Source organism: Laceyella tengchongensis (assembly GCF_900182735.1).
Lineage (GTDB): Bacteria > Bacillota > Bacilli > Thermoactinomycetales > Thermoactinomycetaceae > Laceyella > Laceyella tengchongensis.
In genome coordinates this window covers 1-5,473 of the sequence record NZ_FXTU01000019.1, presented here as the reverse complement: position 1 = coordinate 5,473, position 5,473 = coordinate 1, and the positions used below count along the sequence as shown (strand labels likewise).

Below are 5,473 nucleotides of genomic sequence, written 5' to 3'. Positions count from 1 at the left end.
CCCCGAAGCTTATCGGAGTTCGTCCCGTCCTTCATCGGCTCCTAGCGCCAAGGCATCCACCGTGTGCCCTTAGTAGCTTAACCTACTAGGTTTATTCGGCATATCGCTATGCCGCTCGGTATCTCCTCGGTGATTTGCAACATCGACGATCAAAGAAGGATCTCCTTCTTAACCTCGTTGCTTTATTCCATATCTAATTTTCAAGGTGCGTTTCGTTGTGATCACCGCATCGCGGCGACAAGTAATAATGTACCACGGCTCAAAAATAAATGCAACCCTTTTTTATAAAAAAATCTCCCTCATCATGTGATAAGGGAGATCGGCCATATGAATACTGCACCATCGCGGCCATTCGCGTTACTTGGCACCTTAGTCGGAAACCACTTCCGTGACATAGCTGATTTCTTGCTCCAGCTCCTGCTCCCGACGCATACGAGTCTGCTCATCCCATGCACAGTGATCAGCCATCAAGTCAACCACTCCTGCTTGCCAGCGTTTAACCCAGGCGATGTCAAACAGCATCGCACCCGTGCGGCGCAACAGATAGTCCACAGGCGTTTGAACCATTTCATGTTGTAACCCATACATGAGGGAAGCATACAATTCAATCGGAATGCCATATCGCTTTGCTGCCGCTTTGCCATCAGCCGTTGACCATTGGTAGACATGATCCACATTGGAACCGTACAACCGGGTCAACCATTCCGCTTGCTGTTCAGAAAAGCCCAGTTCCACGCCTTGTTTGGTTTTTTCTTTCACAAACACTTCAAAGCCGGCAGATCCGCCCACGTCCCCTCCGGAAATCGGAATGCGATCCGTGTGGCACGTAGCAAATGTTTTCCCTGTTTCCTGTTGCAGTTCTTTCGCAACCAGGTTAACCACCTTCTCAGCCATTTTGCGATAGCCAGTGAGCTTACCTCCCGCAATGGTGATCAAACCAGATTTGGAATGGAAAATTTCATCCTTACGAGAGATCTCTGATGGAGATTTCCCTTCTTCATGAATCAGCGGACGAACGCCAGCCCAAAATGTCTCCACATCGGCATGGGTCAATTTAACTTCTGGAAACATGCTGTTAACAGCAGATATTAGGTAATCCCGGTCTGTTTCTGTCACGCGGGGATGGACGAGATCATCCCGATAGTCTGTGTCTGTCGTCCCAATATATGTTTTGCCGTCGCGCGGAATGGCAAACACCATCCGCCCATCCTCCGTATCGAAGTAAATAGCTTGCCGCAATGGGAAACGGCTGCCATCCACCACAATGTGAACCCCTTTGGTCCAGTGTAGCGTTTTTCCGTGTTTGGACCCATCCATCTCCCTCAACTCATCTACCCAAGGGCCGGTGGCATTAACGATCTTTTTGGCACGCAGGGTATATTCTTCCCCCGATATCTGATCCCGCAGTTTGACTCCGTTCACTTTGCCGTTTTCATACAGGAGCTCGGTCACTTTCACATAGTTGAACACTTCAGCGCCGTATTCGACAGCCTTTTTCATCACTTCCAGCGTCAATCGGGCATCATCCGTGCGATACTCTACATAATAACCAGAGCCTTTCAACCCTTCTTTACGCAACAACGGCTCTTTGCGCAAGGTCTCCTCTTTGTTCAACATCTGGCGCCGCTCACTTTTCTTCACGCCAGCCAACCGGTCATAAACAGCCAAGCCGACGGAGCTGGCCAATTTGCCGTATGTGCCACCCTTGATGATCGGTAGCATCATCCATTCGGGAGTGGTGACATGCGGTCCGTTCTCGTACACAATGGCCCGTTCTTTTCCCACTTCGGCCACCAATTGCACTTCCAGTTGCTTCAGGTAGCGCAGGCCCCCGTGCACCAGTTTGGTTGACCGGCTAGATGTACCGGCGCCGAAATCCTGCATCTCTACCAATACCGTGTTGATACCGCGCGATTGCGCGTCAAGGGCGATCCCCGCACCAGTGATTCCCCCACCAATCACCAGCAATTCCACTTCATCTTTGATCGCGCTCAACCGCTCTTGTCTGCCGTTCATGATTGATCCTCCTTTGTGATAAATAAAAAAACCACATAATCCCTTATGCTGTTTAGCGCATAAGGGTATGTGGTTTGTCTCCATATCTCCATAACCTATTAACTTGTGCTCATTCACGTGGTTACGGCTTGAAAGCCCGTGTGGCTTCAACCGCTTGTACCCATCCATTGTATAACTTTTTCCGCTCTTTGTCATCCATTTGGCTAACAAAGATTTCATCCCGGTGCCAGTGGCGGGCGATTTCGTTTTTGTCTGCCCAATATCCGACAGCCAATCCTGCCAAATAGGCAGCACCCAGCGCCGTGGTCTCCAACACGGTAGGCTGCTCAACGGGCACGCCCAAAATATCACTTTGAAACTGCATTAAGAAACGGTTGGCGGTAGCTCCCCCATCCACACGCAGCTTTTTCAGTTGGATTTCGGAATCTTGTTCCATTACCGCCAGCACATCTTTGGTTTGGTACGCCAACGACTCCAGCGTCGCCCGAGTGAAGTGGGCGTCGGTCGTACCGCGGGTCAACCCGAACACAGCGCCACGGGCATCCTGATCCCAATAAGGCGTTCCCAATCCGACGAACGCAGGAACGACATATACTCCGTCAGTGGAATCCACTTGGGTCGCCAACGCTTCAGATTCGGCGGCAGTCTTGATCATTTTCAATCCGTCGCGCAACCACTGCACCGCGGAACCCGCGATGAAAATGCTTCCTTCAAGCGCATACTCCACTTTTCCATCCAAGCCCCAAGCAATGGTTGTGAGCAAACCATGTTTGGACGGTACCGCTTTCTCCCCAGTGTTCATCAACATGAAGCAACCTGTGCCATAAGTGTTTTTGGCCATGCCCTGTTCAAAGCACGCTTGGCCGAATAACGCCGCTTGCTGGTCACCCGCAATTCCCGCGATCGGAATTTCAGCATCCAACACACCCTTGGCCGTCTTGGCAACCACCCCGGAAGACGGACGAACCTCTGGTAGCATGGATGCTGGTACAGTCAAAATGTCGAGCAATTCTTCATCCCATTTCAGCTCATAGATGTTGTACATCAACGTCCGCGAAGCATTGGTGTAATCTGTGACATGCACTTGACCACCAGTCAACTTCCAGATCAACCAGGTATCGATGGTGCCAAACAACAGGTCGCCACGTTCCGCTTTTTCTCTCGCACCTTCCACATGATCCAAAATCCATTTCACTTTGGTCCCAGAAAAATACGCATCAATCAGCAAACCCGTCTTGCTACGAAATAGGTCATTCCATCCTTGAGCGACCAATTCATCGCAAATGGCCGAAGTTTGTCTGGATTGCCACACAATCGCGGAGTGAACGGGCTTACCCGTATGCCGATCCCACACCACCGTTGTTTCACGTTGGTTGGTGATGCCGAGCGCAGCAATTTGACTGGCTGTAATGCCTGCTTCTTTCATCGCTTGATTCAAAACGCTATGCACAGATTCCCAAATTTCTTCCGCATCATGTTCCACCCAGCCCGGCTGAGGAAAGTATTGTGTGAATTCCTGTTGGGCAATGGTTACGATGTGACCTTTATGGTCAAATAGAATCGCCCGGGAGCTTGTCGTCCCTTGGTCAATCGCCAGTATATATTGGTTAGACATATCCTCTCACCCTTTCTCTGATATCAATACACATATCCATAAAGCAACGCGGCCAATACCGCTCCGATCACCGGCCCGACAACCGGAATCCAAGCATAACCCCATTGGGACGATCCCTTGCCCGGAATCGGCAAAATGGCGTGAGCCAACCGTGGCCCTAAGTCTCTGGCAGGATTGATGGCATAACCGGTCGTTCCACCGAGCGACATACCGATCGCCACAATCAAAAAGCCCACAATCAAGGTTTTCAACCCGTCTGCAAACACCACGCCTTCTCCGCCCATGGCAAGCAACGCAAACACTAACACAAATGTACCGATGATTTCACTCAACAAATTTGAAGGCGTGTGCTTAATAGCAGGAGCTGTTGCGAAGACGGCCAACTTATCATCTTGCCTCTCCGTTTTAGACCAGTGGGGATAATAGTGCAACCACACCAACACTGCTCCCAAAAAGGCCCCTAACATCTGGGCGACAATCATGCTACCCACTTCCGCCCATGCCAGCTTCCCAGCTACGGCAAAAGCGATGGTCAAGGCAGGATTCAAATACGCCCCGCTGATATGACCAACCATGTACGCAGCCACCATAACGGCCAAACCCCAACCCAGCGTAATGACAACCCAGCCGGCTTGGTAGGCTTTAGACCGCTGCAACACGACGCCGGCCACAACTCCGTTCCCCAATAAGATTAACATCATCGTTCCTAGCAACTCAGCGGTAAAGTGAGACATCCTATTCCTCCTTTGCTCAAATGAGTACCAAAAAAGAGTCACCAAGCTTCCCCCTCGTTCCATCGAACCAGGGGCCTCAGTGACTCTCATCGACTCATGTCAGCTATGAACTTAATCCCAAGCATATTTGGAAGCGCTATCAACATCATTGTAAATAATTATCACATAAATTTCAATACTTTCATTTAACATGCCACAATTTTCTATTCGACGACGTGATGGCAACCGCTCCCGCTTCCAACGCTGATTCAAGCTCCTGTTTGGTGCGGATCAAGCCCCCAGCCAAAATCGGAATCTTGGTGATCTCCGCCACTTCTTTAATCACATGGGGAATGATTCCAGGGAGCACTTCGATGTAATCCGGTTGAGACAATTGCAACAATCGGTAACTGGTTTCCAAGGCATGGGTATCCAGCAGAAATACGCGCTGAATGGCAATAATTTTTCGTTTTTTGGCAACTTGCACCACCGGCGTACGGGTAGAAATCAGCCCCGCTGGCTTAACCATTTGACAAAGAAACTCAGCCGCATATTCGTCATTTTTGAGCCCTTGGATCAAATCGACGTGCAAAATGACTTTCTTCTGATGTTGATGGGCTAATCTCATCAAGGGAGGCAATTGTGCGAGGTGGCAATCCAACATCACAATATACTCATACGAACTTTCCAACAGCTTTTCAAAGTCCTTCACACTTTTGGCGGCTGGCAAAAGCCTTTGATTTTGAAAATGAGTCTTCATCCCATTCTTCCTTTCCATCATTAAAGCGTTATCCGATTCACCCATGATAACACAAACAAATGGAAAAATTAAAAGCCCCTTCACACTTTGGTGAAGGGGCTCCCGTTGTTCCCTGAAAACTAAAGAGTGAGTGTCACGTGACCTGAGAAAATGATCGATGATGCTCTGAAAAGAGCTCCTTAGAAAGGAGGTGATCCATCCCCACCTTCCGGTAGGGATACCTTGTTACGACTTCACCCCAATCATCTGCCCCACCTTCGGCGGCTGGTTCCGTAAAGGTTACCTCACCGACTTCGGGTGTTGCAAACTCTCGTGGTGTGACGGGCGGTGTGTACAAGGCCCGGGAACGTATTCACCGCGGCATGCTGA

4 protein-coding genes and 2 rRNA genes are annotated in these 5,473 nt (G+C 49.9%); all 6 read right to left on the bottom strand.

The annotated features are described in order from the left end of the window. Positions 1-83, bottom strand: a 23S ribosomal RNA gene (locus QQZ12_RS16770); the annotation flags it as partial. A gap of 286 nt (positions 84-369) precedes the next feature. Then, positions 370-2,016, bottom strand: coding sequence for a glycerol-3-phosphate dehydrogenase/oxidase (locus QQZ12_RS16765; protein ID WP_102991396.1), 1,647 nt, complete (start codon positions 2,014-2,016; stop codon positions 370-372). 121 nt (positions 2,017-2,137) lie between these two features. Next, entirely contained in the window at positions 2,138-3,631 is a 1,494-nt protein-coding gene (gene glpK / locus QQZ12_RS16760) for a glycerol kinase GlpK (RefSeq protein WP_102991395.1), read from the bottom strand. A gap of 23 nt (positions 3,632-3,654) precedes the next feature. Further along, positions 3,655-4,365, bottom strand: a complete 711-nt coding sequence (locus tag QQZ12_RS16755) for an MIP/aquaporin family protein (protein ID WP_102991394.1) — start codon at positions 4,363-4,365, stop codon at positions 3,655-3,657. A 181-nt stretch (positions 4,366-4,546) separates the two neighbouring features. After that, positions 4,547-5,104 carry a glycerol-3-phosphate responsive antiterminator gene (locus QQZ12_RS16750; protein WP_102991393.1) on the bottom strand — a complete coding sequence of 186 codons (558 nt, stop codon included), beginning with the start codon at positions 5,102-5,104 and terminating at the stop codon, positions 4,547-4,549. 183 nt (positions 5,105-5,287) lie between these two features. Then, a 16S ribosomal RNA gene (locus QQZ12_RS16745) occupies positions 5,288-5,473 on the bottom strand; the annotation flags it as partial.

Coding starts and splice junctions, on each gene's coding strand:
- glpK (WP_102991395.1), bottom strand. CDS start 3,631: ATGTCTAACCAATATATACTGGCGATTGACCAAGGGACGACAAGCTCC.
- QQZ12_RS16750 (WP_102991393.1), bottom strand. CDS start 5,104: ATGAAGACTCATTTTCAAAATCAAAGGCTTTTGCCAGCCGCCAAAAGT.
- QQZ12_RS16765 (WP_102991396.1), bottom strand. CDS start 2,016: ATGAACGGCAGACAAGAGCGGTTGAGCGCGATCAAAGATGAAGTGGAA.
- QQZ12_RS16755 (WP_102991394.1), bottom strand. CDS start 4,365: ATGTCTCACTTTACCGCTGAGTTGCTAGGAACGATGATGTTAATCTTA.